This is a genomic window from Lentzea sp. NBRC 105346, assembly GCF_030269605.1.
Classification (GTDB): domain Bacteria; phylum Actinomycetota; class Actinomycetes; order Mycobacteriales; family Pseudonocardiaceae; genus Lentzea.
The window spans coordinates 43,099-68,971 of record NZ_BSTQ01000029.1; the positions used below are offsets into that span (position 1 = coordinate 43,099).

General features: G+C 70.1%; 23 protein-coding genes and 1 pseudogene. 11 read left to right on the forward strand and 13 right to left on the reverse strand.

The features are described 5' to 3' along the window. Nucleotides 1-67 precede the first annotated feature (67 nt). Genes QSK35_RS40705 through QSK35_RS40715 form a run of 3 tightly spaced genes read left to right on the forward strand, consistent with a single transcriptional unit; the run spans nucleotide 68 to nucleotide 4,157 of the window. Nucleotides 68-2,725: a hypothetical protein gene (locus QSK35_RS40705; RefSeq protein ID WP_285753478.1), complete on the forward strand. Its 2,658-nt coding sequence runs from the start codon at nucleotides 68-70 to the stop codon at nucleotides 2,723-2,725. Continuing rightward, the gene (locus QSK35_RS40710) at nucleotides 2,722-3,648 is read left to right on the forward strand and encodes a carboxylesterase family protein (RefSeq protein WP_285753479.1); all 927 of its coding nucleotides are present in this window, start codon (nucleotides 2,722-2,724) and stop codon (nucleotides 3,646-3,648) included. Before QSK35_RS40705 ends, QSK35_RS40710 begins: the two co-directional genes overlap by 4 nt. Beyond that, nucleotides 3,615-4,157, forward strand: coding sequence for a GNAT family N-acetyltransferase (locus QSK35_RS40715; RefSeq protein ID WP_285753480.1), 543 nt, complete (start codon nucleotides 3,615-3,617; stop codon nucleotides 4,155-4,157). The genes QSK35_RS40710 and QSK35_RS40715 overlap by 34 nt, the downstream gene beginning before the upstream one ends. On the opposite strand, the gene QSK35_RS40720 is transcribed toward QSK35_RS40715, so the two are convergent. The 5 genes from QSK35_RS40720 to QSK35_RS40740 form a co-directional block, all read right to left on the reverse strand. Then, a complete protein-coding gene (locus QSK35_RS40720) occupies nucleotides 4,121-5,110 on the reverse strand; it encodes a GDSL-type esterase/lipase family protein (RefSeq protein ID WP_285753481.1) in 990 nt (329 codons plus the stop codon). The genes QSK35_RS40715 and QSK35_RS40720 overlap by 37 nt on opposite strands. 511 nt (nucleotides 5,111-5,621) lie before the next feature. Continuing rightward, nucleotides 5,622-6,263 carry an ABC transporter ATP-binding protein gene (locus QSK35_RS40725; RefSeq protein WP_285753482.1) on the reverse strand — a complete coding sequence of 214 codons (642 nt, stop codon included), beginning with the start codon at nucleotides 6,261-6,263 and terminating at the stop codon, nucleotides 5,622-5,624. Beyond that, on the reverse strand, nucleotides 6,260-6,901 hold the full coding sequence (locus QSK35_RS40730; protein WP_285753483.1) for an ATP-binding cassette domain-containing protein: 642 nt from the start codon (nucleotides 6,899-6,901) through the stop codon (nucleotides 6,260-6,262). Before QSK35_RS40730 ends, QSK35_RS40725 begins: the two co-directional genes overlap by 4 nt. Continuing rightward, nucleotides 6,894-9,371 (reverse strand): ABC transporter permease, encoded by a 2,478-nt coding sequence (locus QSK35_RS40735; RefSeq protein ID WP_285753484.1) that lies wholly within the window; start codon nucleotides 9,369-9,371, stop codon nucleotides 6,894-6,896. Before QSK35_RS40735 ends, QSK35_RS40730 begins: the two co-directional genes overlap by 8 nt. 44 nt (nucleotides 9,372-9,415) lie before the next feature. Continuing rightward, complete coding sequence (locus QSK35_RS40740) at nucleotides 9,416-10,171, reverse strand: VOC family protein (protein WP_285753486.1); 756 nt, start codon at nucleotides 10,169-10,171, stop codon at nucleotides 9,416-9,418. Between the two features lie 182 nt (nucleotides 10,172-10,353). Here QSK35_RS40740 and QSK35_RS40745 point away from each other — a divergent pair, with 182 nt between their 5' ends. The 3 genes from QSK35_RS40745 to QSK35_RS40755 all read left to right on the forward strand — a co-directional run bounded on the left by QSK35_RS40745 (nucleotide 10,354) and on the right by QSK35_RS40755 (nucleotide 13,392). Further along, nucleotides 10,354-10,632, forward strand: a complete 279-nt coding sequence (locus tag QSK35_RS40745) for a sigma factor (protein WP_285753487.1) — start codon at nucleotides 10,354-10,356, stop codon at nucleotides 10,630-10,632. Nucleotides 10,633-10,710: 78 nt separating this feature from the next. Next, the gene (locus tag QSK35_RS40750) at nucleotides 10,711-12,186 is read left to right on the forward strand and encodes a chitinase (RefSeq protein ID WP_285753489.1); all 1,476 of its coding nucleotides are present in this window, start codon (nucleotides 10,711-10,713) and stop codon (nucleotides 12,184-12,186) included. 60 nt (nucleotides 12,187-12,246) lie between these two features. Continuing rightward, a complete protein-coding gene (locus QSK35_RS40755) occupies nucleotides 12,247-13,392 on the forward strand; it encodes a cytochrome P450 (protein ID WP_285753491.1) in 1,146 nt (381 codons plus the stop codon). Here the strand turns inward: QSK35_RS40755 and QSK35_RS40760 are convergent. Then, nucleotides 13,382-14,149: an SAM-dependent methyltransferase gene (locus QSK35_RS40760; RefSeq protein WP_285753493.1), complete on the reverse strand. Its 768-nt coding sequence runs from the start codon at nucleotides 14,147-14,149 to the stop codon at nucleotides 13,382-13,384. The two genes, QSK35_RS40755 and QSK35_RS40760, sit on opposite strands and share 11 nt — an antisense overlap. 39 nt (nucleotides 14,150-14,188) lie before the next feature. Here QSK35_RS40760 and QSK35_RS40765 point away from each other — a divergent pair, with 39 nt between their 5' ends. Continuing rightward, entirely contained in the window at nucleotides 14,189-14,593 is a 405-nt protein-coding gene (locus QSK35_RS40765) for a MarR family winged helix-turn-helix transcriptional regulator (RefSeq protein WP_285753495.1), read from the forward strand. A gap of 61 nt (nucleotides 14,594-14,654) precedes the next feature. Here the strand turns inward: QSK35_RS40765 and QSK35_RS40770 are convergent, their stop codons facing one another. Beyond that, complete coding sequence (locus QSK35_RS40770; protein ID WP_285753497.1) at nucleotides 14,655-15,296, reverse strand: thiaminase II/PqqC family protein; 642 nt, start codon at nucleotides 15,294-15,296, stop codon at nucleotides 14,655-14,657. Nucleotides 15,297-15,385: 89 nt separating this feature from the next. Here QSK35_RS40770 and QSK35_RS40775 point away from each other — a divergent pair, with 89 nt between their 5' ends. Then, nucleotides 15,386-15,982: a TetR/AcrR family transcriptional regulator gene (locus tag QSK35_RS40775; protein WP_285753499.1), complete on the forward strand. Its 597-nt coding sequence runs from the start codon at nucleotides 15,386-15,388 to the stop codon at nucleotides 15,980-15,982. 111 nt (nucleotides 15,983-16,093) lie between these two features. Here the strand turns inward: QSK35_RS40775 and QSK35_RS40780 are convergent, their stop codons facing one another. Together QSK35_RS40780 and QSK35_RS40785 are read right to left on the reverse strand one after the other, a co-directional pair. Next, a complete protein-coding gene (locus tag QSK35_RS40780) occupies nucleotides 16,094-17,272 on the reverse strand; it encodes an amidase (RefSeq protein ID WP_285753500.1) in 1,179 nt (392 codons plus the stop codon). Nucleotides 17,273-17,331: 59 nt separating this feature from the next. After that, the gene (locus tag QSK35_RS40785; protein ID WP_285753501.1) at nucleotides 17,332-19,431 is read right to left on the reverse strand and encodes an RICIN domain-containing protein; all 2,100 of its coding nucleotides are present in this window, start codon (nucleotides 19,429-19,431) and stop codon (nucleotides 17,332-17,334) included. Between the two features lie 104 nt (nucleotides 19,432-19,535). Here QSK35_RS40785 and QSK35_RS40790 point away from each other — a divergent pair, with 104 nt between their 5' ends. The 3 genes from QSK35_RS40790 to QSK35_RS40800 are packed head-to-tail and all read left to right on the forward strand — an operon-like array spanning nucleotide 19,536 to nucleotide 21,581. Next, the gene (locus tag QSK35_RS40790; RefSeq protein WP_285753502.1) at nucleotides 19,536-20,087 is read left to right on the forward strand and encodes an ArsR/SmtB family transcription factor; all 552 of its coding nucleotides are present in this window, start codon (nucleotides 19,536-19,538) and stop codon (nucleotides 20,085-20,087) included. Further along, a complete protein-coding gene (locus QSK35_RS40795; protein WP_285753504.1) occupies nucleotides 20,084-20,683 on the forward strand; it encodes an SRPBCC family protein in 600 nt (199 codons plus the stop codon). The genes QSK35_RS40790 and QSK35_RS40795 overlap by 4 nt, the downstream gene beginning before the upstream one ends. A 19-nt stretch (nucleotides 20,684-20,702) precedes the next feature. Further along, nucleotides 20,703-21,581, forward strand: coding sequence for a BtrH N-terminal domain-containing protein (locus QSK35_RS40800; protein WP_285753505.1), 879 nt, complete (start codon nucleotides 20,703-20,705; stop codon nucleotides 21,579-21,581). Here QSK35_RS40800 and QSK35_RS40805 read toward each other — a convergent pair. From QSK35_RS40805 to QSK35_RS40820, 4 genes and pseudogenes are all read right to left on the reverse strand, one after another. Continuing rightward, nucleotides 21,570-22,892 carry a cytochrome P450 gene (locus QSK35_RS40805; RefSeq protein WP_285753507.1) on the reverse strand — a complete coding sequence of 441 codons (1,323 nt, stop codon included), beginning with the start codon at nucleotides 22,890-22,892 and terminating at the stop codon, nucleotides 21,570-21,572. The two genes, QSK35_RS40800 and QSK35_RS40805, sit on opposite strands and share 12 nt — an antisense overlap. A gap of 40 nt (nucleotides 22,893-22,932) precedes the next feature. Further along, nucleotides 22,933-24,429: a serine/threonine-protein kinase gene (locus QSK35_RS40810; RefSeq protein WP_285753509.1), complete on the reverse strand. Its 1,497-nt coding sequence runs from the start codon at nucleotides 24,427-24,429 to the stop codon at nucleotides 22,933-22,935. 62 nt (nucleotides 24,430-24,491) lie between these two features. Beyond that, complete coding sequence (locus QSK35_RS40815; RefSeq protein WP_285753511.1) at nucleotides 24,492-25,601, reverse strand: hypothetical protein; 1,110 nt, start codon at nucleotides 25,599-25,601, stop codon at nucleotides 24,492-24,494. Further along, nucleotides 25,598-25,873: pseudogene (locus QSK35_RS40820) on the reverse strand (hypothetical protein); the annotation flags it as partial. The gene QSK35_RS40815 and the pseudogene QSK35_RS40820, both read right to left, overlap by 4 nt.

A 25,873-nucleotide genomic window follows, 5' to 3' on the forward strand; every position in this document is an offset into this window, starting at 1 on the left:
GAGGGGCCGACGTGCCGCCCACGGCAGCCAAGCAGTGCAAGAGCCGTCGCAGTCGACGTCGCAGTCGATGCCGCTACCTGCGGAGACCGCGCCGGAGCCGCCACCCGTGCGGGCCACCTACTCCGCGAACTTCGTGGGTGCCACGCTCGTGATCGGTGCTCCCGAGGGACCGTCGCAGGCGGCGAGCCAGCTCGCCAGACAGCTGCCCGCCGACCGCGGCCGGACAGTCGTCGTCGTCGACTTCCCGTCGGCGGACCAGAACGCGTTCTGGCCGTCGGTGGCCACCGCGCTCGGCGGTCGTGGACCGGTCCGGCTCGCGGTGTCGTACGCGGGCAGCATGCGGCCGACCGCGCCGGGTCAGTGGCTCGCCGACCAGCTGCAGACCGAGGTCGTCGCGCCGGACGGCGTGCTCACGACCGTGCCCGGCGCCTCGTTCGTCGTCGGCACGGCCGGCTACGGCACCTGGCTGAAGTTCGCGCCCGGCGCCTCGCCGATGCCCTACGGCAGGCGGTTCCCGGTGCCGCAGTGGGAGGCGATGGACCCGAACTCGCCGTGGCCCACCGGTGAGGTCGGCATCTCCGAGCCGATCCCAGCGGGCCTGTGGCTGCGCGCGCAGCAACCGGCGTTCGACCCCGGCGCCCCGGACGCCCGCCCGATCGTCGCGCTGCCGTGCCGCGATCAGGTGCTGACCGTCGTGATCGGCGGACCCGGCCAGGCGCCCATCCCGACCGACGAGGTGTGCCGCCTGCTCACCGCGCTGCCGCAGGCCGCGCGCACGCGGGTGCGGCTCGTGCCCTACGGCACCGACACGTCGGTCGGCCGGCTCGTCGCCGACCAGCTCGGCGAACCGATCTTCATGTACACCGGCCTGCCCGTCGGCAACCTGCGCAACGGCCCCGGCGCCGCGACCGTCGCGGTGGACCCGCGCGGTCAGCAGACGTGGCGGCCGTTCGTCACCGAGGTCCGCTGCACGCCGTACGAGGACGTGCCCGCGGTGTCCGGCTACCGGCCGCCCGTGCAGGGCCTGGCCGAGGTCACGCCCGGTGTGTTCGGGCTCGGCGAGAACGTGGTCCTGGAGGTCGTGCCCTCCGGGCTGTGGGTGCGCGAGGCCGACGAGCCGTACAACGCCGCCGAGGTCCGCTCCCAGCCGGTCGACCCGGAGTGGGCGCGCCTGACCGTCGGCACGCCGGGGCGCTCGACGCCCGGCGCGGTCGCGGTGTCCGGTGCGGCCCTCGTCGAACGGCTCGAGCCCGAGGTGCGCAAGCTGCTGCGGGTCGTGTTCTGCGACTCGCAGGTGAAGGCGCCGGACATGCCGGTGTTCGCGCCGGCCCCGCCGCCAGTGACTCCGCCCCCGCCGCCTCCGGTCGCGCCGCCACCTGCGCCAGCTCCGCCTTCGCACGCGGCTCCGGAGCCTCCGGCGGCCGGTCCGGCGATGGTCGCGTTCCCGACCGCCACGCCCGGCGAGGCGTCCCGGCACGCGGCGATCGCGGAGCTGGCCGCTTCCCGGGAGGCCGAACTCGCCGCTGGTGCCCGGCCGCGCTGGGAGGCTGAGGTTGCCGCTTCGCGGGAGGCTGAACCTGCCGCTTCCGCCGGTGGTGCCCGGTCGGCCCCGCCGCGCCGGGAGGCCGAGGTCGCGGCTTCCGCTGCCGATGTCCGGCCGTCCCCGCCGCGCTGGGACACCGAGGTCGCCGCTTCGCGGGAGGCTGAACCTGCCGCTTCCGCCGGTGGTGCCCGGTCGGCCCCGCCGCGCCGGGAGGCCGAGGTCGCGGCTCCCGCTGCCGATGCCCGGCCGTCCCCGCCGCGCTGGGACACCGAGGTCGCCGCTTCGCGGGAGGCCGAGCCAGCCGCTTCCACTGCCGGCGCCCGGCCGTCCCCGCCGCGCAGGGAGGCCGAGGTCGCCGCTTCCCGCACGGCACGGCCCATCCGTGAGGAAGAAGAGGCCATCGAGTGGCCGGAGTGGCGGTTCCGCCTCGACGGCCCGCTCGCGCCGGTGCCGCCCGCCTCGTGGGAGGTGCCGCCGCAGACGCCGAGCGACCGCGAGACCCTGCCCGCCGACCACCGCAGCTCCGAGGCCGACCGCGACGCGGTCCGCCGGGCGCTGGGGGAGCGGTACGCCCCGCACGCCGCCACGGTGTGCCGCCTGCTCGCGCAGCGCGACGAGGGCCAGGAGGACCCGCAGGCGTTCGAGGCCATGGTCACCGACCTGACCGCGCTCGTCGCGTGCCTCTCGCAGGACGAGGAGATGGTCGTCGAGACGCTGCGCATGGGCCGGCTGGGGCGGCTGCGGCCGTACGTGTCGTGCGTCGTGTCGTCGCTGTCGCGGCTGCCGTCGTTCGCCGGCGTCACCGCGTGCTGGGGCGGCTCCGGTCCCACCGGGCCCCGTCGTTACCGCACCGGCGACATCCTGGTCGACCACGGCCTGCTGGACACGATCGCGAACCCCGTGCAGCGCGTCGGCGGCCAGATCGAGTACGTGGTGTGGTCGGTGAGCGGCCGCCGCGTCGAGGTCACCGACCGGGTCGCGATCTCGACGCAGGAGCGGGTGATCTTCCCACCCGGCACGGCGTTCCGCGTGCTGGCGGTGGTCGAGGCCGAGGACGACCAGCCGATGCAGGTCATGCTGCAGGAGGTCGCCTCCGACCAGGACGCCCGCGTGCTGTCGCAGCTGGAGCGGGCCGCGTCGGCGCTGCGGGCGCTGCCGCGGATCCAGCCGGTGGAGGCGTGACCGCGTACCTGGGCATCAGGTACGCGGAACCGCCCTTCGGCTCGCTGCGGTTCCGCGCGCCCGTGCCGGTGTTGGACGCGGAACCGCGCGGGACGTTCGGGCCGATCTCGCCGCAGTCGGCCCGTTTGCCCGGCGCGCCCGTGTGGCGGCCGGGCGACGAGGACATGCTCACGCTCAACGTGTGGTCCACTGTGGACTCCGGTGGGCCGGTGCTGCTGTTCCTGCACGGCGGCGCCAACACGTTCGGCTCCTCCGCGCAGCCCGAGTACGACGGCGCCTTCCTGGCCTCGCAGGGGATCGTCGTCGTCACGTGCAACTACCGCATCGGCTTCGAGGGCTACGGCTACGTCGAGGGGGCGCCGCTGAACCGGGCGTTCCTCGACGTCGCCGCGGTGCTGCACTGGATCCGGACGCGGATCGCATCGTTCGGCGGCGATCCCGGCAACGTGACGCTGGCGGGCCACTCGTCCGGGGCGCAGGCGGTGGCCTGCCTGTCCTCGTTGGCCGACAAGGCGATCGTGCACAGCATGCCGGGCCGGTTCTTCACGGCCGAGCGGGCGCGCGGGATCGCCCGCGGCATCGACGCCTCCACGCCGGAGTCCGCGGTGCGGTCCGGTGACGAGCTCACCACCGACGTGCTGCGCGAGCCGCTCTACCAGCCGGTCGCGGAGTTCCCGGCGCCCGAGGTGCCGCTGCTGCTGTGCCACACCACCGACGAGGATCCGGTGTTGTTCCAGGAGCCGACTCGCAGGCTCGGCAGCGGGTTCCGCGCGGTCTTCCCCGGTGATCACGGCGCGGACGTGCCGTTCATGTTCACTGACAGCGACGTCAGCCGGGCGTGGGTGAAATTCGCGCGAACCGGCGAGCCGGGTTGGGTAGCGTCCACGGTGTGCGCACTGACCGGCTCGAACTCCGCCCGCTGACGCCCGAGGACGCGGAGGCGTGCAACGCCTACCAGTCCCTGCCCGAGATCACGCCGTACATCTACTGGGAACCGCGCTCGCTCGACGAGACGAAGGCGTGGATCGACCGCGTCGCGTCGAGCACCGGCGCCGACGCCCTGGTGATGATCCGGAGCGACACCGGTGAGCTGGTCGGCGACGTCGGCATCTGGTCCGTCGGTGACCACAACGGCGCCGAGATCGGGTACACGGTCCACCCGAAGCACCAGGGGCAGGGGTTCGCGACCGAGGCCGTGCGCGTGGCGCTGCGGCTGGGCTTCGAGGAGCGCGGCTATCACCGGATCGTCGCCCGGCTCGACGCGCGCAACGACGCGTCCCGGAAGGTGTTGGAGCGTCTGGGTCTGCGGCGCGAGGCGCACTTCGTGAGCAACGAGTTCGTCAAGGGCGAGTGGACCGACGAACTGGTGTACGCGATGCTCGCGGACGAATGGGCTCAGCTCTCCGTCGACAGCCCGAGCGTGCCGTCCTGACGTGGCAGGCAGGCCGCGGTCTGCTTGGTGGTCTTGAGGAACTCGGTCAGGCAGCGCCCGATCTGCGCGTGCCCGGCGGCGTTGGGGTGGAACGACTCCTGCAGCACGTGTGATTGCCGGGTCTTGTCGTGCATGCCGTCCCAGTCGACGGCCAGCCGGTTGAACCACTCGCTGCCGCCGAGGCACGCCTCGTGCGACTCGCCGGCCCGCGACAGGTCGAGGAACCTGGCGTTGGTGCGCTCGGCGGCCGTGCGCAGGCCCAGCGACAGGTCGAACACGGCGTTCTCACGTACCCAGCGCGCGTCCGCGGTCCTGATCGGACAGCCCGACAGGTTCTGCAGCTGGGTCTTGAGGCCGGGGCCGACCGGCGCGGCGTACGACTGGATGACGAGCGTGTAGGACGAGTCGAGGTAGCCCGCGTCGCGCATCGCCTGCTTGACGGTGTTCAACGCGTTCTCGACCTTCGGCACCATCTTCTGCACGCGCTGCTGCCACTCACGGGCCCAGCCGGGGGCGCAGTCCGCCCGGCGCACCCACGCCTCCACGCACTTGTTCAGCACCTCGGCGAAGTGCGGGTCGTCGTTGGCGCCCACCGCCACGACGACCGTTGTCACCCGGTTGTGCCGCGCCAGCTCCTGGAGCCGGGGGATCTGGTCGTTGCGGACCCGGTCCGAGTTCGCGCCCGAGCACGCCAGGTTGACCGTCCGGTTCGTGTCCGCGTTGGTCTTCATGATGCTGGCGTTGCGGGAGCGGTGGCACCAGTTGTTGTTCTCGCCGTTCGTGCCCGCGTCGTAGTCGCCCGCGCCCTCGCCGGACATGGTGCTGTCGCCGAGGCCGACGAGCATCGTCTGCGCCTCGACGCCGGGGCCCGACGGCGGCGGGAACGGGTGGTCGCTCACGATCAGCACGATCGCGAGTACCGGGATGACCAAGATCGTCAGTGCTCTGCGCATTGCCGACCATGGTACGAGGCCGAGGGGCCGGGGGTGGGGGATCGTGGTTGAGTTGATCTCCGTGTTCGAACATGAGGTAAAGAAACGCACGATGGCCACGCTCTCATCGGGTGAATCGGACACCGAGAAGATCGTTGATCTTCGCGAGGGGAAGATTCGTGACGCTGGGCGACACAAATCTTCCCCTCGCAAAACGTGAGAGCGCTCCCAGCGGCGATCAAGCCTGCCCGCGAACGAAACGCCACCACGCACGGAACCGGCAGCCAAGGACAACGCCACCCGCACGGAACCGGCAGCAACCACAAGGCGACCTGGCAGGAAAGGGGCGCGTCTGGTGGGCACCGCGCGATTGGGGCTTGACTTGGGGTGCGAGGCGCTACCCTCGGCGGAGCGGGCGTTTCACCTTCTGCCCGTTTGAGCCCGCCAGCGCCTCGCGAGGGGCCCCAAGTCAAGCCCCAATCGCAATCTGGACCACCGCAGCGCCCCGCCCCCAGGTTGGCGAGAGTAGGCCTCAGGGTCCAGCTATGCGGCCCTCGGTGAGAACGAGCGTGCGGTCCGCGGCCGCGTGCACGTCGTCGTGGTGCGTCGCGACCAGCACCGCGGACCCCGCGTCCGCCACCCGCCGCAGCACCGCGACAACGGCGGGAGCGCTGGCGTGGTCGAGGTGCGCGGTCGGTTCGTCCGCGAGCACCACGCCGGGGCCGGCGATCACGGCACGGGCCAGGGCGGCCCGTTGCTGCTGGCCGAACGACACCTCGGCCGGGTAGCGGTCGGCCAGCTCGTCGATGCCGAGCTCGGCCAGCAATGCCTTCACCAGGTGCACCTCGTGCGCCCGCCCGGACAGCCGCAGCGGCAGCGCGACGTTCTCCGCCAGCGTCAGCTCCCCGGCCAGGCCGAGCGACTGCGGCAGCACGGCACAGCGGTCCCACGAGGGCGGACCGCTCAACGGCGTGCCGTCGATCAGCACGGTCCCGCTGGTCGGCTGGTCGAACCCGCACAACAGCGTGATCAGCGCGCTCTTACCGGAACCGGAGGGGCCCGCCAGCGTGACGAGCTCGCCCGGCGAGATGGTCAGGTCCACGCCGCGCAGCACGTCGACCGGGCCGCTCGAGTGCGTGAACGTCCGGCAGAGGCCCACCGCGGAGAGAGTCATGCCGCCACCATCGGGAAGGTCCTGGCCGCGAGGGCGATCAGCCGTGGGTCGTGCGACGCGACGACCACGGGGACGGGCAGCGAGACCAGGGTCGACAGCACGAGGTCCGCCGACGCCGAGTCGAGCTGGGAGGTCGGTTCGTCCGCGAGTACCACGGACGCGCCGCGCGCCAATGCACAGCCGAATGCCAGGCGTTGCTGCTGGCCGCCGGACAGCGCGGGCACCCGCCACGACGACGTCCCTGGCAGCCCCAAAGACTCCAGCAACTCCTCGACGTCAACGGGACGGCCGGCCGCCTGGGCCGCGGCACGGAGGTTGTCGGCGACGGTCAGGTGGCCGATCAGGTTGTCGGCCGGGTTCTGGAAGACCAGCGCGATGTCCTTGCGCCGCAACGCCCGCCGTCGTGCGGCGGACAGCGAGACCGTGGGCGATCCGGACAGCAGCACCTCGCCGGACGTGGGTTTCTCGACCAGTGACAGCACCCGCAGCAACGTCGACTTGCCCGATCCGGACGGGCCGGCGAGCACGGTCATCCCGGAAGACGGCACGGACACCGACACGCCGGACAGCGCGGTCACCGTCCCGGCCGGCGTGCGGTAGGTGACGTGAACGTCCTGTGCGGTCAGCACATCAGCCACGGATCAGCTCTCCGATCCGCGCGGCGCGGGCGGTGCGCAGGGCGGTCCACGCCGCGACGAACACGACCAGCGCGCTGCCCGCGACGGTCATCCCCAGCAGCGGTATCAGGTTCGGCAGCACCGGTGCCGGGTTCAGCCACGGCGCCGGGTCCAGGCGCGGCACGGCGAACGACGTCGACAGCGCGGATGCGAGGCTGCCCACGACGACGGCGAACGCGGCCAGCGAGCCCAGTTCCATGAGGTGGCTGGACAACAGCATCGCCGGGCGCAACCCCATGCGCGTCGAGAGGGCGCCGGACACGGCGTTCTGGCGGCGCCGCACCTCGATCGCGAGCAGCAGCGCGATCGCCGCGACCACGGCGAGCACCGCGCCGATGGCGGTGACGAAGCCGAACGTCCACTGCACGGTCAGGAACGGCAGGCCGTCCAGCACGGTCGCGCGGTCCTGCGCGTTGGTGTAGTGGATGCCCGCCTCGCGCAACGCATCCGTCAGCTGGGTCAGCGGCAGCGACGACCACAGGTGCCACGACCCGACCTGCTCGGGCGACGTCACCGACGAGCGCGGCACGACGTAACCGGCGCGGGTGCCCAGTTTCGGGAACGACGGCAGGTACTGCGTGGGCTTGAGCCGTGGCAGGCCGACGACGTTCACCTCGACCGACGAGGCGCGCCCGATCCGCAGCGCCTCGGCCACATCACCAGTGCGCGTCAACGAACCGACCATCGACCGGACCTCGTCCGGCGCGCGGTCGCCGAGGTAGGCACCGTCGGTGAACGTGGCCGGGTCGACGACCAGCGTCGAGGCGCTCATGCCGACGAGCGTGGTGTTGCCGCGCAACGACTGCGGCAGCTCGATCGTGCCGGACGCGAGGTCCTGGCTCACCTGGACCGTGCTGTTCGCGCCGACGTGGGCACCGGACTTCTCCAGGAACGCCAGCCGTTGCGCGCCGGCCACGCTGCTGCCGACCGCGATCGTGCCGATCGCCAGCACCCCGACCAGCAGCACGCCGGTCACCGGGCCCGCGGCGGCCGCGAGGCGGCGCAACGCCAGCTGAGCCGCGGGGGTGCGCCACAGGTTGGCGTGATGCGACCAGCCGAGCGACAGCCGCAGCACGCGGGCCGCGACGAGCGCGGTCGTCAGCACGACGAGCAGCGGGAACGCCAGCGCCGCCGCGTCGACCGCGGGCAGCGCCGCGCCCTTCTCGGACGTCCCGAGCCCGTTGCGCGACAGGTTCAGCCACGCCAGCACGGCCAGGCCGGAAGTGACCAGTTCCCACGGCACGAGCGCGGCCCAGCGGCGGCGCAGCACGACGGGCCGGCCCTGGAACGTGCGGTGCGTCTTCCACGTGGTGACCGCGACGACGACGATCAGGCTCGCCAGCACGACGCCGAGCACGGCGAACACCGCCTGCGGCACGGTTCCCGGCGCCAGCGCGGATGAGGGCGCGTACAGCGGGAGCAGCACCCGCGCGGCCAGGAGTCCGAGCACACCGCCGAGAACGAGCGGCAGGCCGAGCTCCAGCACCCCGCGGCCGCCGAGCGCGAGCGGTCCGGCGCCGCGGCACCAGAGCATCCGCAGCTCGCTGTGCCGGCGCTGCACCCATTGCAGCGCAACGGTTCCCACGCCCGCGAGGCCGATCAGCACGCTGATCGCCGCGAGCGGCAGGATCGCCGACCCGACGTTGCGCTGCGCCTCCCGTGCGACCGCGATCGGTTTGGCCAGGTAGTCGCCGCGCGTCATCGGCGCGTTGATCCGGTCGAGCGCGGCCCTGCCGTTGGCCCGCAACACCTCTGCCTCGTCGATGGTGGTGGGCGGCTTGTTCTGCGGGAACCGCAGGGTCATCGTCAGCGAGCCCAGGTAGTCCGCGGGCAGCGAGTTCATGTCGTCGAGCGAGGGCATCCAGATCACCGACGCGCTCTGGCCGTCGCCGCCGAGCACGTTGGGCACCACGGTCTTCGCCTCGGAGCACCACCACTGGTCGACGGGCTGCGCGAGGTCGGCGTAGATCGCGGTGACGGGCGGCAGCGTGCCGCCGAACCCGCGGTCGCCGAGCTTGATCTTGGCGGCGATGGCGACGGTCTGCGGCACCCACAGGCCGTCCTTGCCGCCGCCCTGCAGGACGGTCAGGTGGTCGGTCGCGCCCTGGCGGTAGCCGAACCGGGCCCAGGTCTGCGGTCCGCCGAAGTCCGGCCGGATGACGGGCGTGTAGAAGGCGGACAGCCCGTTCGCCTTGGTGGCGATCTTGCGTGCGCCGTCCAGCGAGAGCCGCTCGCCGTCGAGAACGGGGTGCAGCGTCTGCTCGCAGAGCCGACCCTCCTGGTACGTCATCGCCGCGCTGCCGGCCGCGGACGAGTGCATCACCGCCGCCGCCACGACGAAGCCCAGCAGCAACGTCGTCGCGATGCTCACCACGAGCGTGAGCGGCGACGACAGTGCGGCTCTGGGGGCGGCTCTCCAGGGGATCTGCACCTTCGAACGGTAACCGCGCAGATCCCCGGGACGCAGGGTTTTGCCTATCGCGAAGCCGTCTTCATCAACGCGAACCGCGCGCCGAACGGGTCGGCCAGCCACACCAGCCGTCCCACGCCTTCGTAGTCGGTGGCGGGCATGATCACGGTGCCTTCGCCGGCCTTCGCGACGGCCGCGTCCACGTCGTCGACCTCGAAGTGCGGCAGCCAGTGCGCGGGGGTGCCTTGTTGGAGGTCCGCCGCGCCGCAGTGCGGGGTGTCGCTGCCCTCGGGGGTGAAAAGCGTGTACCGGCCGTCGGATCCGGGCATCTCGGCCGCCGTCCAGCCGAACACCGCCTGGTAGAACGCCTGCGCGGCCTCCCGGTCCGGCGTGTGCACCTCGACCCACGCGAGGGCACCGGGCTCCTGGAGTGCGTCGACGCCCTTGGTGTCCCCGGCCTGCCACACCGCGAACTCCGCGCCGCCGGGGTCGGTGAACTGCGCCATGCGCCCGTTGGTGAACACGTCGAACGGCTCGAGCCGAATCGTGCCGCCGGCCTGCTCGACGGCCTTCGCGGTGGCGTCGGCGTCCGGCGTGGCGAAGTAGACCGTCCACGCCGAGGGCTGCCCGGCGTCGAGCGGTCCGAGCGCGGCAACTGTCCTCCCATCGGCCTGGAAGAAGCCGTAGTTGCCCGCTTCCTCACCCAGCGAAACGAAATTCCACCCGAGCACGCTGGCGTAGAAATCGGCCGATCTATTGATATCCGGGCTGCCCAGATCGATCCAGTTCGGGGCGCCGGGGAGGAAGTCGGGGGAGAACATGCTGTCTCCTTGAGACGGAATAGGGGTCGGGGACCACTCATCCTTCAGCGCCCCAACGAAAATGACCACTCATCCGCTCATCGCATACCAGCGGTCACTCGCCGCCTACGGGCTGTCGAACAATGGTCAACAAGCTTTACGGTTCCGGAGAACCTTCCAATTCACGCCGGAGGCACTACGCGATGACCACCGCCGTTCGCGACGAAGCCCTGGTCACCTCGTTGTGGGAAGCGCACGGAGCGGCGATGTTCGCCTACGCGCTGCGGGTGATCGGCGACCGCGCTCGGGCGGAGCAGGCGGTGCACGACGCGCTCGTGCGCGCGTGGCGGACGTCCGACCGGCTGCCGGAGGGGCGGCTGGCGCAGCGGACGTGGCTGCTGGCGGCGGTCGGTGAGGCGCGGCCTCGGGTGCGGTCGTGCGGCTTTCCGCTGCTGCGCCTGCGGACGCTCACCGCCCGTTGACCCTTGACGCCCGCATTGATGGTCTAGTCCAATCTTGGGTGATCCCTGCCGGCCGCCGAAGGCGTGGAGGAGGAACCCTTGTTCGCTCGAATAGCCGCGGTGGTGTCGCTCGTCCTGGGAGCGGTCCTGGTCAGCTTCGCCAGCCCCGCGCAGGCCGCCGGCGTGACGGCTACGTTCAGCAAGAGCACCTGGAGCAGCGGGTACACCGCCACGGTGACGATCAAGAACGACACCAGCAGCGCGATCTCCAGTTGGAAGGTCGAGTTCGACTACCCGGCCGACACCAGCGTCGGGGCGTACTGGGACGCGTTGCTCACCAAGAACGGTAACCACAACACGTTCGTCAACCGCGAGTACAACGGCTCGGTCGCACCGGGTGCGAGCGTGACCTTCGGGTTCAACGCTGCGGGCACGGCGGACCCGGCCAACTGCACGATCAACGGCGCCGCGTGCACCGGCGGTGGCACCCCACCGACCAGCACGACCACCACGACCACCACGACGACGACCACGACCAGTACTGGTCCGCCACCCGGCGGTTCGCTGCCGCGCAAGGTCCTCGTCGGCTACCTGCACGCGAGCTTCGCGAACGGCTCGGGCTACATCCGGATGGCCGACGTGCCGGACGAGTGGGACGTCATCAACCTGTCGTTCGGCGAGCCGACCTCGGTGACGAGCGGCGACATCCGCTTCCAGCAGTGCCCGGTCGCGGAGTGTCCGAACGTCGAGTCGGAGTCCGCGTTCATCGCGGCGATCCGGGCGAAGCAGCAGCAGGGCAAGAAGGTGCTGATCTCGATCGGCGGCCAGAACGGCCAGGTGCAGCTGACCACGACCGCCGCGCGCGACAAGTTCGTCAGCTCGGTGTCGGCGATCATCGACCGGTACGGCCTCAACGGGCTCGACATCGACTTCGAGGGGCACTCGCTGTCGCTCAACGCCGGTGACACGGACTTCCGCAACCCGACCACGCCGGTGATCGTGAACCTGATCTCCGCGCTCAAGTCGCTGAAAGCCCGCTACGGCGCGAACTTCGTGCTGACGATGGCGCCCGAGACGTTCTTCGTGCAGGTCGGCTACCAGTTCTACGGCGGCGCGGGCGGCGCGGACAACCGCACCGGCGCGTACCTGCCGGTCATCCACGCGATGCGGGACGACCTGACGCTGCTGCACGTGCAGGACTACAACTCGGGCCCGGTGATGGGGCTGGACAACCAGTACCACTTCATGGGCGGCGCGGACTTCCACGTCGCGATGACCGACATGGTGCTCGCCGGGTTCCCCGTCCGGGGCGACTCGACGAAGTTCTTCCCGGCGTTGCGGCAGGAGCAGGTCGCGATCGGACTGCCGGCGTCGATCAACGCGGGCAACGGGTTCACGTCGGTCACCGATGTCCACACGGCACTCAACTGCCTGATGAAGGGCACGTCCTGTGGCAGCTACAAGCCGAAGGGCGTGTACCCGAACCTGCGCGGGCTGATGACGTGGTCGATCAACTGGGACAAGTACAACAACTATGAGTTCTCGAAGCAGCACCGAGCGTTCCTGCCCAGGTAACACGCGTCACATTTGACGGAATAACAGATCCGGGACGGCATTCCAACCCGTGAGGGCTGCATGCCGCTCCCGGTTCTGAACTTCACACGCGACGGCATCGCGCCGTCCGCGAACGCCTGTCCCGCGCCGCCGGCGCTCGTGCGACTGACCGAAGCGGGTCCCGAAGCCTGGCTCGTGACCCGGTACGACGACTGCAAGGCGGTGCTCGGCGACCGCCGGTTCCTCGGCACCGGAACGCCGCCGAGTAACGGCCCCGACCTGCGGCCGCTGTTGTTCCGGCTCGCCGGCTGGCCGGGCGGGCCGGACGGCAACCGCCTGCGGCGCCTCGTCACGCCCGTGTTCACCGCGCGCAACGCCGAGGCTTTGCGCGCGAGCATCACCGGCATCGCGGAGGACCTGCTGGACGCCATGACGGCGGCCGGCGGACCGGCCGACCTCGTGTCCGCTTACACCTTTCCCTTGCCCGCCAAGGTGATTTGCGCGTTGTTCGGCATTGCCGACGACCACATCGCCGACCTCGCCCGCTGGTCGGCCGACCTGGTCAAGCCGCCGTGGCTCGTCTCGCCCGAGGCCGCGGACGCCTCGTTGCGCGCGCTGTCCGACTACTTCCAGTTCGAGCTGCACCGCAAGCGGCTGAAGCCGGCGGACGACCTGCTGTCCACGCTCGGCGCCGCCGACGAGCCCGACGAGCTGCTGACCGGGCTCGCGATCTCGTTGTTCATCGCGGGTCACGAGACCACGACCAGCCAGCTCGGCTACGGGATCCTGGCGTTGCTGGACGCTCCCGAGCAGGCCGCGCTGGTCCGCTCGTCCGACGCCGTCGCCGAGACCGCGGTCGAGGAGATCATGCGGTACTACCCGATCAACTCCGAGGGCGTGCTGCGCACCGCCGCCGAGGACGTCGAGGTCGGGGGAGCGGTGATCCCGTCGGGCAGTCTCGTGATGGTCGGCGGACCCGCGGCCATGTTCGACGCCGAGCTCTTCCCCGACCCGCTCCGGTTCGACGTCACGCGCACCGGCGCACCGCACCTGTCGTTCGGGCACGGCGCGCACTACTGCATCGGCTCGGCGCTCGCCCGCGTGGAGATGCGGATCGCGCTTCCCGCGCTGCTGCGGCGTTTTCCGAATCTGCGCCTGGACATGGACAAGGTGCGCATGCGTCAGGACGCGGTCAGCGGACCCGAGGAGCTGGTCGTCACTTGGTAGCGGTGAGGAACCCGCCCGCCGACCCTTCGGGAACGACGCGGCCCCACCGCTCGGCGAGCGCCCGGCCGTCGTGGTCGTGCGTGCGCCAGCCGTGCCCGGTGAGCCACCGGCCGGTGTCCAGCCCGCCCTTCCACAGCTTCGAGTACTCGCTGACGCCCGGCAGGTCGCGCGCCTTCTTCAAGAGCTCCGAGTCGCCCAGGCCGCGTTCGAACGCGATCTCACTGCCCGGCGCGGACAGCTGGTCCACTTTGGACAGCAGTGTGTCCGTCTCCGCCTCGTCCAGGTAGATCAGGAGTCCTTCCGCGACCCACGCGGTCGGTTTCGTCGCGTCGAACCCAGGGAGGTTCCAGTCGTCCCGCAGGTCCATCGCGACCACCCGGCGGTCGCAGCGCGGGACCTCGTCGCTCAACAAGGCGTCCTTGAACGCGAACACCTCCGGCAGGTCGGCCTCGAAGAGCGTGGTGCCGTCCGGCCAGTCGAGCCGGAACGCGCGCGTGTCCAGACCGGCCGCCAGGAGTACGACCTGACGGCACTCACTCGCCAGCAGGAAGTCGTCGAGGAACCGCGTGCGGATCACCGCATGGTGGTGGAACACCGCGCCGATCGTGGTCATCGGCCCGTCCACCGGGAACGCGTCCGGCGCCGCGTCGACGAACCGCTGCGCCAGCGAGTCGTCGAACAGCCGGTCCGGCCGTCTGCTCTCGAAGGCGCGCACCCGTGCGACGCCTAACGCCGTCTTGCTCACCCCAGTCAACACATCGTCAACGATACATCTCTAGCGATGTATTGTGGAGCGATGGACGGCGGCGAACTCCACCGGTTGGGCAGGCGGCTGATCGAGCTGTCGCGGCAGGCGACGGGCTCCACGGGCGGGCTGACCGCGGGGGAGCTGGCCGTGGTCGAGGCCCTGATCCGCAAGCCCGACAGCACGGTCGGGGAGGTCGTGCGGCACACCGGGTTCGTGCAGAGCCACGTGTCGGCGTCGGTCGCGCGGCTCGTCGAGCGGGACGTCGTCGTGTCGCGGCCGGATCCGAGGGACCACCGGCGAACGCTGTTGAAGATCACCGACCGGGCGGTGGCCGCGATCGGGCGGCGGGCGCGCCAGCGGGTGGACCAGGCCGTTACCGCGGCCCTGCCCAACCCCGCCGACGCGCGCCGGGTGCTGATGCTGCTCGACGAGCTGCGCGACCTGTTGCTCTAGGGGGTGTCGTCATGGCCACCTTTGCTGCGTTCAACGCAGCAAAGGTGGCCATAACGACACCTCAGGCGATCGTGGACCAGAACTCGAGCTCGTAGGCCTGCAGCAGGCGGCCGTAGCGCCACGCGTGCTTCGGCTGCCACCCGCTGTCCAGCGCGGCCTGCACGGCCGCGATCGCCTGCTCCTCGACCTGCGGCGCGGGCGTGGCGAAGAAGTCGACGAACCCGCAGGCCTCGTCGTCGAACCCGTAGTGCTCGCGCAGCCCCTTGGCCATCCGCTCGCAGTAGCCGCCCCACGCGGTGAAGTTGGCGAGGATCGCCAGGATCACGTCGGTCGGCTCGCCGTTCAGCGCCATCCACGCCTGGTACGCGGGGTAGGCCTGGGCGCCGGGGAACGGCTCGTAGTTGTGGAAGTCCTTGGCGGACATGCCGGCGGCCAGCGCGAGCGGCTCGAGCATCGGCAGGACCAGTTCCTCGCCGCCCGCGAGCAGCGTGAAGAACCCGCGCGCCCTGGGCTCGGCGGCACGCGACGCCAGTGCCAGGAACGAGCGCCAGTCGGAGGCGACGATGTGGTTCTCCTCGGCGGCGAACGTCTGGATGACGCTCCGCGGCGCCTCACCCTTCTCGATCAACTGCACGACGAGGTTCTCGTGTTCACCGGGGTGGAGTTCGGCGCGGATCTTGGCGACCAGGTCCTTGGCGTTCATGCGGGTGATTCTGGCGCAACCGCGTCGATCATGAACATCGGGAAAAATTCACATACAGACCTGTATCTGAGTGCAGTACTGTATCCGACGTGCGGTTGAGCCGGGTGGAGAAGCAGGCGCAGACGAGAGGCCGCCTGTTGGAAGCTGCTGGTGAGCTGTTCGCCGAGCGGGGCGTCAACGGAGCCTCGGTCGAGCAGATCGCGGAACGTGCGGGGTACAGCCGAGGGGCTTTCTACTCCAACTTCGAGGACAAAGCAGAACTCGTTGTCGCTTTGTTGCAGGAACGCACTCGGCGTGAGCACAACGAGGTCAAGGGCCTGTCGTGGGAACGGGTGCGCGCCTGGAACCGCTCGCGCGCCCGCAACGTCACCGAGTGGCTCGCGCTGCGCACCGAACTGTGGCTCTACTCGTTGCGCGACGGCCGGGTGCGCCGTCAGCTGGCCGAGCGGGAACGGTTCTCGCGCAACGCACACCAGCAGGGCCTGGCCGAGGTGTTCCGGCGGGCGGGGGTGCAGCCGCCCGCCGACATCGAGTTCCTGGCCGTCATCGCGCACGCGCTGGAGGACGGGCTGTTGATCCAGCGCGCGATCACGCCCGAAGACGTCCGCGACGAAGCCGTCGTGGACGCCGTCGAGCTGTTGTGCCGCAGCTGGATCGCGTTGGGGGAGAAGCAAAAGCGAGGCTGACCCCCGCCGCGCGAGTCGTACGTTCCCGCACCCTGTGTCGTACGTTCCCGCCACCCGATCGGGGGGCGCGAACGTACGACACACCAGGCGGGAACGTACGACTCGCGCGGGTCAGGCCTGGAGCGGCACCTCGATCACCTCGGCCGCGTCCATGGCCACGTCCTCGCGGTACATGGGGGCGAGCACCTGGACGCCGGTCGGGAACCCGTCGTGCAACCCGGTCGGCACCGCCACCGCGGGCACGCCTGCGAAGCTGCTGGCCGCGCACACCGCCACCGCGTCGTGGTAGCGCACGAGCTCGTCGGGTCCGCGCAGCTCCTCGTCCGGCTCGAACGACGGCACGGTGCTGACGGGCGCGACGATCACCGGATACCGCTCGAACAGCTCCGCCCACGCGCGCCGCACGGCGAGCCGCAGCGAGGTCGACTCGAAGAACCCGGCGAGGGTGTACGGCTCGTAGACCTTGAGCATCAACGCGATCGTGCGCGCCGCGTCCTCCCCGACGAACGAGGCGAACGCGTCGAAACCGTCACCGACCGCGGTGACGGCGAGCCGGTGGAACGCCTCCACGCTCTCGGCGAGCCGGGGCAGTTCGACCGGCGCCACCTCGTACCCGTGGTTCGCCAGCGTCTCCGCCGCCTGCTCCGCGCCGGCCACGACACCCGCCCGGCGCGGCAGCGGAGGGCCCTCGACCGGTACCGGCGCCACCCGCGGGTCGACCGGCGAGGCACCGCACAGGTACGGGTGCACCAGCCGCAGGTCCGCGACGGAGCGGGCGACCGGGCCCTCGACGTACTGCTCCTGGAAGAGGTACGCCGGGTGCTCGTTGCCGTACACCTTGCGCTGCGGATACCGCCCGTACGACGGCTTGAGCGAGCACACGCCGTTGAACAGCGCGGGAATCCGCAGGGAGCCGCCGCCGTCGCTGCCGATGCTGATCCGCGTCTCGCCCGTCGCGACCGCCACGGCGCACCCGCCGCTGCTGCCGCCCGGCGTCTTCGTCGCGTCCCACGGGTTGATCGTGTCGCCGAACTCGCTGCGGGTGTGCATGCCGCGGACGTTCATCGTCGGCAGGTTGGTGTGCCCGATCGGAGTCGCGCCCGCCGCCCTCAGTCGTGCGACGACGGGCGCGTCTCGTTCTTGGAGGTTGTCCACGAACCGCTTCATGCCGTGCGTGGTCGCCTGGCCCGCGACGTCGATGTTGCCCTTGACCGTGAACGTCACGCCGGCCAGCGGGCCGGTCTCGCAGATGTCGCCGTCGAAGTGGTTGATGATCGCGTTGAATCCCATGCTCCAGTCTTTCGGCCTGGAGCATGGGACCGGCAACGCGGAAACCACTCAGCGGACCCTTACGGGAAGTTGGCCACGTTGGCGACGTTCGTCTGCGAGTTGGACGGGCCGCCGGTGTTGTTGATGACGTGGGCGATCGTGCCCGCGCCGCCCAGCGACACCGTGACCAGGCTGTGGAACCGCACGCCCGAGGCGACCGGCACCTCGAACGCCCGGTCCGCGACCACGGAACGGTTGGCGTTGAAGAAGCAGTAGCTGCCCAGCCCCCACGCCTCGTGCGACGTCACCGAGTTCGCCACCTTGTAGGCCGCGTACCCGCGGGTCGAGCCGTTCATCCAGGCCTGCTGGTTGGGCACCTCGTACGGCATCTCGTTCTGGTAGAAGTACGTCCGGCCGCCGTTGCCGTTCCAGATCGTCTGGTACTTCTGGTAGTGCTCGACGAACAGGCCGTACATCGTGACGTTCTGACCGTTGACGACCAGGCCGGTGTCGGCGGTGTTGAGGTCCCACCCGACGCCGTTGCTGTGGTCGCCGCGCCACAACCACATGTGGTCGCCGATCACGTCGGAGCTGTTGACCACCAGCGTCGTCGTCGCCCGGCCCACGTCCGCGCCGCCGATGCGGAAGAACACGTCGTGCAGCGAGGTCGGATTGGAGACATGCCTCGCGGACGACCCCGGCGCGCCCACCTGCATGAGCAGCGGGGAGTTGGTCGGCGCCGCGTCGACCAGGATTCCGGCGATCTTGACGCCGTCGACGTCGGACACGTCCAGGGCCATGTTCCCGTTGGTGGGCATGACGGTCGCGAGCCCCAGACCGAGCACCACGGTGTCCGGCCGGGTGACGCGGATCGGCTCGGAGATCCGGTGGATGCCCGGCGTGAGCAGCAGGTGCTTGCCCTGCGCCAGCTGCGCGTTGATCGTCGCCGCCGAGGTGCCCGGCTTCGCCACGAAGAACTGGTCGAGCGGGATCGACGGGTTCGCCGTCGCCCACGAGACACCGGAGGTGTTGGAACGCAACGAGGGCACGGCGACGCTGTACTTGCCGGCGGAGTCGATGGTCAGGAACGGCTTCTCCCGCACGACCGGCGTCTGCGCCACGGTCGTGTAGGGCGGGTTGGGGAAGCTGGTGCCCGGCGCGTTGCGGGCGCCGACGAAGACCATGTTCCAGTTGGACCCTGTCCAGCTGCCCCATTCGGTGTTACGGGACAACCACTGTTGCTGCGAGCCGGACCGGACCTGGCCGCTGACGACCGAGTCGGCCAGGAACCCGCCGCTGGACCAGCCGTTGTCGTCGAGCTGCATGTTGCCGTAGGTGTGCGTGCGGCGCATCGGCGCCGCCTGCGAGACGGCCCACGTGTTCGTGCCACCCGGCGGCCGGATCGCGATATTCTCCGCGCCCCGCCAGAAGTTCTGCGTCGCGTTGCCGCCGAACCAGTCCGCCTCGACGTGCACCTGGCCGTTGATCGTCACATCGTCGGGCTTCGCGCCCAGGCCCAGCACCTGCGTGTAGTAGCCGACGTTGACGTCGACGTTGTACGTGCCCGGCTTGAACAGCACGGCGTAGCGCTGCTGGCCGAACTGGTTGGTCTCCTGCTGGCGGAAGATGTCGTTCAGTCGTGACTGGATTGACGACGCCGGCATCGACGGATCGAACACGACGACGTTCGGGCCGAGATCGGTGGCGTCGGACGTGGCCAGCCGGAACGACTGCGCGCCCGTGCCGTTGCAGGTGTACTGCTGCAACTGGACTCCGTCCGCGGTCGACGCGCCCGGCACGTCGAGGCACTTCCCGCTGTTGCGGTTGACGAAGTGGTACACCCCCGCCGACTCCTCGACCGCGCGCCACTGCTGGTTGTTGCCGCCACCGTAGGTCCACAACTGGACCTTCGCCGAGTCGGCGACCGACACGTCGGTCACGTCCCACACCTGACCGTCGCCGACCTGGAAGTAGCCGTCACTGGTCGGCGTGAACCTCCACGTCTGGCACGAGCCCTGCACGACGGCCGTGCCGTTCGCGGTGCCGCGCGCCTCGACGCACTTGCCGCTATTGAGGTTGGTGACCGTGTAGGTCTGACCGGGTACGACGTCTGCGGCTGCCGTCCACAGTGGAGTGGTGGACGCCGCTGTCACCACCGCCACGAAGAAGAGCGCTCTCACGGGACCGAAAGTGGACTGGACCACTACTCGCGGTCAAGTGCGCGGGTGAGTTCCGGTCCCAACCCGGTATTGACAAATGAATTTGTCAAATGGAAGCTGATGTCGTGGTCACGTACGTGGACGAGCCGGACAAGGTGCGAGCGGCCCTGTCGCCGTTGCGGCGCAAGCTGCTGGCGCACCTGCGCGAGCCCGCGTCGGCGTCCAGCCTGGCCGAGGTGGTCGGCGAGCCGCGCCAGAAGATCAACTACCACCTGCGCGCGCTGGAGGCGGCCGGGCTGGTCGAGCTGGTCGAGGAGCGGCAGCGCCGGGGCTGCGTCGAACGCATCATGCGCGCCCGGCCGGGGGTCGTGATCGACCCGACCGTGATGGGCGAGTTCACCCAGATCCAGGACCAGTACGCGGCCGGCCACCTGGTGGGCGTCGCCGCCGCGACCGTCCGCGACGTCGGCCGCATGCAGGTCAAGGCCGACGAGGCGGGCAAGCGCCTGCTCACGTTCACCCTAGAAGCCGAGGTGCGCTTCGCCGCGCCCGGCGACGTGCACGACTTCACCGACGAACTGACCGCCGCCGTACGCGCGGTCGTCGAAAAATACGACAGCGAGCAGGGGCGTCCGTACCGGCTCGTCGCCTTCGGTCATCCAGGAGTTGCGTCATGAGCGAGACACCGCGCATCGAGGTCACCGTGGCTGCCCCCGTCGAGACGGTGTGGGAAGCCTTGCGGGACAAGGAGAAGATCCGGCACTGGCACGGCTGGGAGACCGATGGCCTGGACGAGGAGATCGACCTGATCTACTTCGCCCACGCCCACGAGGACGGCCACACCCTCTCGCTGAAGGAGGGCGGCGGCGACACGTTCGAGCTCACCGAGGTGCCCGAGGGTACGAGGGTCGTGCTGACGCGCGCGGCGCGCGGGGTGCTGCCCGAGTGGGACGAGTACTACGACGACATCACCGAAGGCTGGATCACCTTCCTGCACCAGCTGAAGTTCGCTCTGGAGCGGCACCCCGGTGAGGCTCGGCGCACGTTGTTCTACGGCGGGCCGGGGAAGGTGCCGTTCTCGGTCGACGGCGAGACGTGGTTCCGGTCGGAGAACCAGCACGGTGTCGTCGTGCCTTCGTGGGGGGACGGGTTGCTGGTCACGGGGTACAACCCGGCGCGGGACCAGTCGATGGCCGTCTTCACCACCTACGGTCTGTCCGACGCCGAACTGGAGTCGATCGCTGCGAAGTATGGCTTGACCCTGACACCGTGAGAGGGCTCAGGCTGCGGCCATGGGCGTGCATTGCGAAACCACCGCGACCGATGTCCTGGTCTCACACCTGGGCCTGTCCGAGCCGATGCTGTTCGGGCTCGGCTCGGGCCTTGGGTTCATCTACTGGGAGACCGGCGGAGTGCCGTTTCTCGGCGGCCGCGTCAAGCCGTTCGAGCTGACCAGGAACCTGGTCGAGCGGCTTGGGCTGACGTTGCGCGTCTCGGAGACTTCGTCTGCGCGCAAGGCTTGGCAGAACGTGGTGACGGCTTTGGAGGACGGGCCGGTCGGGTTGCAGCTCGACTCCTACCACCTGGAGTACTTCACGTCGAAGATCCACTTTGGTGGGCACTTCGTGGCCATGACCGGGTATACGGACGCCGATGCCCTGCTGGTCGACACGGATCAGCAGGGTGGGGCGGTGCGGACTTCGCTCTCCAGTCTCGCGCTCGCCCGTGCGGAGCGTGGGCCGATGACCGCCCGGAACCGGTCGTACACGATCTCCGGGGAGGGACGGGTGACGCGGGACGTGGTTGTCGATGCCGTTCGGCGTACCGCGCTGGCGTACTTGGATCCGCCGATTTCGAACCTCGGTCATCGGGGTGTCCGCAAGGCCGCTGCCCGGATGCTTCGGTGGGGTGACGCCGACCTCGGCCTGGTTGCCGGGTTGATGGAGCGCGGAGGTACCGGTGGGTCGTTGTTCCGTGCGTTGTATCGGGACTTCCTGGGGGAGTGCGGGACCTGGGTGGATGTGCGGGCGTACGACGCGTTCTGTGGGATCGCGCCACTGTGGACGGATGCCGCGAAGCTGATCGAGTCCGGTTCGCCGGCCGAGGCGTCGTCGGTACTGCTCGAGGTGGCCGATCGCGAAGAGGCCGCGATGAGGCTGCTAGCGGGCTGACAACCCGCAGAGCACGGGCCCGGCCGGCCGTAACGTGATCCCCGTGGCCAGCGAGGGCTTCGAGCGAACCGGCCCAAGCCGATACCGCTGCACGATCGTAGCCACAGCCACCACCGCCTCCGTCAAGGCGAACTGCATCCCGATACAGGCGCGAGGCCCGCCACCAAACGGAAAATACGAGTACCGATGCCGCCCAACCTCAGCGTCCGGAGCAAACCGCTCGGGCCGGAAAGCACTTGGGGCGTCCCAGAAAGCAGGATGGCGATGTGTCACCCAGGGACTGGTCAACACAGTGCCGCCCGCAGGTATGGCATACCCACCGATCTCGTCCCCAGCCGGAGTGAGCCGCCCGACGAAGTAAGCGGGCGGGTACAGCCGCATGGCCTCCTTGACCGCAGCGGCGGTGTTCACCAGCTTCGGAATATCGCCGGACTCGGGTAACCGCCCGGACAAAACCGCAGAAACCTCGCCGTGCACCGCCTCCTGCACCTCCGGGTGCCGGGCCAGCAGATACAGCGTGAACGTAAGCGTAGTGGCGGTCGTGTCATGGCCCGCGAGCAGAAACACGAGCACCTGATCGCGCACCTGCACGTCGTCGAAGCGGTCGCCGGTTTCCGGGTCGGAAGCGGTGAGCAGCAACGACAACAGGTCGCCGGACGAATCGAGCCGCCGCCTGCGCACCAGCTCGTCCGCGACACCGACCAGCCGCGCGCGAGCGCGGGCCGCGCGCCGGTTCGCCGGGGTGGGCCAGTGCCGGGGTAAGGGCCGCGGCGACATACCGCGTCGCCGGACGTACTCGCCGAGCACGGGGAACGTGTCGGTGCACACCGCGGCGGCCTCGTCGACGTCCGCGCCGAACAGGATGCGGCCGACCACGCGCATCGCGTAGGTGACCATCTCGCGGTTCAGGTCGACGGTGTCGCTGGTGAACCAGCGGGATACGAGCCGGTGCGACTCCAGCGCCATGTCCTCGGTGGCGGCCGCGACGCGGTTGCGGGTGAAGATCGGCTGCACGATTCGGCGTTGCCCGCGCCACGTCTCGTCCTGGCTGGTGAGCAGCCCGTTGCCGAAGAGCGCCGCGATGTCCTCGTTGGCCTGGTTGTCCTTGCGGTAGTTCGCCGCGTTGGTGGCCAGCACGTGCTGCACGTGGTCCGGGTGGAACACGTTGTACAGCGTCATGGGCCCGGCCGTCAGCCGGACGATGTCACCGAACTCCGCCCTGGCCCGTTCGTAGGTGCCGAGCAGATCCCTGCGCAACGCCAGGGCGGAACCCAGAAGGGGTAAACCTTTCGGACCTGGTACCTGCGACATCGCCGCATAATGCCAAGTCGCGTGTAATCCTTCGGCTACGTCACCCCTGGTGCTCGATCAACCACTGACCGTTCTGCTGGACAAGCGTGAACGTGTGCCGCTCGACCAGGTTGCCGCCGGTCTTGTAGGTGGCGGTGACCGTCGCGGTCACCACGTTGTCGCCCTGTGGCACCAAGTCGGTCGCGACCACGTCGTTGAACTGGTTCCAGTGCGAGTCGTAGCCCTCGCGGGTCAGACCGCGGCCCTGCTTGAAGTTGTCGGTCAGCCGCGCCCAGCCCGCGTCGAGGTTCTCGGGAATGATGTTGTAGTAGTCCACGAGCGCCTGCGCCGCGGTCTGCGCCTGCGCCGGCGGTGGTTGCTGTGCCGGTGGCGTCGTGGTGGTCGTCGTCGTTGTAGGCGGCTGAGTCGTGGGTTGTGAGGAGCCGCCGGTCTGCGGTGACGACGACGAGGTGGGCTGCTGCGAGCTGCTGGTCGATGGTGGAGTGGCGGTCTGCTGCTTCTTGCCCCACAACGACCACGCGCCGAGCCCGGCGATCAGCAGCAGCACGATCACGGCCCCGATGATCAGCGGAGCCGCCTTGCGCCGCGGTTCTTCCTCGCGGGGGATCGGGATGTACGCGGCGGGCCGCGTCGGGTCGACCTCCGGACGTGCCGGGGCCGGTGCGTCCACCAGCGTCGCGGCCATGGCGGCCTCGACGGCGTCCTCGTGCTCGTCGTCGCCGTTGTAGACCTCGGCGAGCAGCTTGACGCAGTCCTCCATGGTGGGCCGCGCGTCCGGGTCCTTCTGGAGCATCTGCTCGAGCACCGGCAGCAGCGGGCCGGCCTTCTCCGGTCTGCGGTACTCACCGCCCGCGACCTTGTGCAGCATCTGGATGGTGTTCTCGAGCTTGCCGAACGGCGGCGTGCCCTCGACCGCGTTGTAGAGCGTCGCGCCGAGCGAGAACACGTCCGAGGAGAACCCGGCCTGCTCGCCGCGCGCGACCTCGGGGGAGAAGAACGCGGGAGTGCCGACGGTGTTCGTGCCGGTGAGCGTGGCCGTGCCGTCGTCGGTGAGGCGCGAGATGCCGAAGTCGGTGATCTTCACGTCCTGGTCGCCTACCAGGATGTTGGCGGGCTTCACGTCGCGGTGCAGGATCTTGTGCCGGTGCGCGGCGGCCAGCGCGTGCGCGATCTGGCAGCCGATGAGCGCGACCTCCTTGGGCGGCAGCTCACCCTGTTCGGCGATGATGTCGGCCAGGCTGCGGTTCGGCATGTACTCCATGACGAGCCACGGCTGGCCGTCCTCCTCGACGGCGTCGTAGACCCGGATCGCGTTCGGGTGCTCCAGCCGCGCCGCGAGCCTGGCCTCGCGCATCGCGCGGTGCCGCGCCCGGTCGGCCTTCTCGTCATCACCTTGCGGGACGAGCAGTTCCTTGATCGCCACCACCCGATGCAGCTGCTCGTCGTACCCGTGCCAGACGACGCCCATCGCGCCGTGCCCGAGTCGTTCGCGCAGCCGGTACCGTCCGGCCACCTGCCGTCCTTCGGTCTCGCTCACCCAGCGACTCCCGCCCGTCAGAGATCGCCCACCAGTGTGACGGACGAGCGGGAGGGCCGGTGTCACCAGGTGCTGTTCGTCAGGCCCGTGCCGAGGATGACCTGGTCGAACCCGTTTCCGTCGTTGTCGTCGGTATAGACCACTGTGAGCTGGCCCCATGGGTCGACGCCGAGCGCGGGCTCGTCCTGCTTCCCGGCGGTCGCCTGCGAGGTGAGCTGCCGCGGCAGGCGTCCGGCGGTGGTGCCGTCCGGGTTGAGGCCCTGCGAGTAGATGTCGTTGCTCACGTTCGTCGTGACGACGACGTTGCGCTGGTCGTCGATCCCGATCTGCGGGTCCGTGCCGGCGACCGCCACGTCCGCCGACCCGGCCACGCCGGTCGCGGTGAACGACCGGGCACCGCCGTCCCAGGCGACCGCGAAGTCGCCGTTGAAGTTCGCGGCCACCGCGGGACGGTTCTGCACCCCGGCCGTGACCGAGTTCGCGACACCCTGCGCGAGCTTCACGCCACCGGACGGCGTGAGGATCTTGCGGCCGACGTCGCCGTCCGCCTCCCACACGATGATCGCGTTGCCCGCCGCGCCCATCGCGACGTCCGGGTCCTGGTGCGTGCCGCCCGCCGCGTTGACCTGCACCTCGTACGTCTTCGACGAGATCGACGCGAAGCCCGCCGCCCGGACCGTCGGCGCGGAGGTGGACTGCTTGTCCTCCCACACCACGGCGAAACCGGGCCCGTCCGGGTCGATGGCCACGGCCGGTTCGAACTGCTGGCCGTCGGAGTTCGCGTTGGCCGTCCCCGAACCGCTGACCGCGCCCGAGGCGGATACCGTCCGGACCGCGATGTTGTAGAACCCGTTGCCGTCCGGGTCCTCGGCCCACACGACGACCGCGGTGCCGTCGTCGCGCACGGCGACGTCGGGCTGCACGTGCCGCCAGTTGCCGGTGCCGCCCGTGGAGATCTTCTTCTCGTACTGCGACACGCCGTTGTGGAACAACCGGATCCACACGTCGCTGTGGACCGGGTCCTCCGGCGTGGCCGTGTCGCGGTCGTCCTCCCACACGACGGCCGTGTAACCGTTGCGGGCCGCGGACACCGCCGCGTTGTCCTGGTCGCCCGCGGACGCGCTGTTGGCCGACATCCACGCGACCATCGCCATGATCAGCAGAGTTTTCATGGCGCCTGCAATCCGGGGTTACCGGCTTCGATCACGAAGCTCTGGACGGTCTTGATCGGGTAGTCGCGGACGGTGACCTTGTCGACCGCGCGGAAGTCGGCCCGCAGCTCGGTCGGCGTCGTGACCGTGCGGACGTAGCCGCGCAGGTTCTTGTAGAACCAGACAAGCGGCCATCGTGGCCTGCGGCGAAGATAACGAAGACGGTGTGACCAGGAAGAACGATCTTCGCTGTTTTGCGTGATCTTCCACGGTTTTGCGGGGTCATCTGTACC